The following is a 791-nucleotide window of genomic DNA, read 5'->3' as shown; positions in this document are numbered from 1 at the left end:
CGTGATGCGCGGGCGTCACAAAGAGATTGATTTTGGCGAGTACAAACAGGGCGAAGACACCGAAACCAAAGTGTCCACCCAGTGCACCTATTTCAAACTGAGCATCAACGGGCAGGACGTGATCGAGGTGGACACCGTGAACATGGTGGAAATCGTCAACGGCACCGACCGCCTGGCGGAGCACCGTAAAAACATCGGCCTGTAAACCCTGAGCAGCGCCGGTTCGCGGCGCTGCTATATCCCTTACGATTTAAGAGAATATTATGAAACAGATTAATGAAACCGCTATCGAAAACGAAAACGTCATTACCCTGGAAGAACCGATCACCCGTGGCGAGATGGTGATTAGCCAGGTTGAAATCATCAAGCCAAACGCCGGTCATCTGCGCGGCATCGGCCTTGCCTCCTTGTCGAATGCGGACGTTGACGCGCTGGTGACGGTGCTGCCGCGCATCACGCTACCGATCCTCACCAAACAGGAGTGCAACGCGCTTTGCCTGCCAGACCTGATCGCGCTGGCGAGTAAGGTGGTCGGTTTTTTATCGCCGAAATCGGAACAGTAAAACTGCCCGCCTCTCTGATGATTGACGACCTGATGGCTGACATTGCGGCGGTGTTTCACTGGCAGCCCTCGGAACTCTTTGCGATGTCGCTGACCGAGATTATCGGCTGGCGGCGTCGCGCGTTACTGCGTAGCGGAGCTGAAAGTGAGTAATTTACGATTGCAGGTGCTGCTGAACGCCGTGGATCGGGCGTCGCGCCCTTTCCGCTCGGTGGAAAAAGCCAGTAAA

The 791-nt window shown here is 55.2% G+C and carries 3 protein-coding genes; all 3 read left to right on the top strand.

Going from position 1 to position 791, the window contains the following annotated elements:
* Positions 1-205, top strand: a 205-nt coding sequence (locus ED901_RS15810; RefSeq protein ID WP_205965111.1) for a phage major tail tube protein, incomplete at its 5' end; no start/stop codon positions are given.
* Positions 206-263: 58 nt separating this feature from the next.
* A complete protein-coding gene (locus ED901_RS15805) occupies positions 264-563 on the top strand; it encodes a phage tail assembly protein (protein ID WP_205965110.1) in 300 nt (99 codons plus the stop codon).
* Positions 564-580: 17 nt separating this feature from the next.
* On the top strand, positions 581-715 hold the full coding sequence (locus tag ED901_RS15800) for a GpE family phage tail protein (RefSeq protein WP_122096480.1): 135 nt from the start codon (positions 581-583) through the stop codon (positions 713-715).
* The last annotated feature ends 76 nt before the right edge of the window (positions 716-791 follow it).

Source organism: Rahnella sp. Larv3_ips, from assembly GCF_003697865.1.
Classification (GTDB): domain Bacteria; phylum Pseudomonadota; class Gammaproteobacteria; order Enterobacterales; family Enterobacteriaceae; genus Rahnella; species Rahnella rivi.
The sequence above is the reverse complement of the archived record's forward strand: the minus strand, read 5'-3'. Positions and strand labels throughout refer to the sequence as shown.

Bases quoted from the DNA above. Each gene is read 5' to 3' on its own strand.
- ED901_RS15800 (WP_122096480.1), top strand. From the start codon at position 581: ATGATTGACGACCTGATGGCTGACATTGCGGCGGTGTTTCACTGGCAG.
- ED901_RS15805 (WP_205965110.1), top strand. From the start codon at position 264: ATGAAACAGATTAATGAAACCGCTATCGAAAACGAAAACGTCATTACC.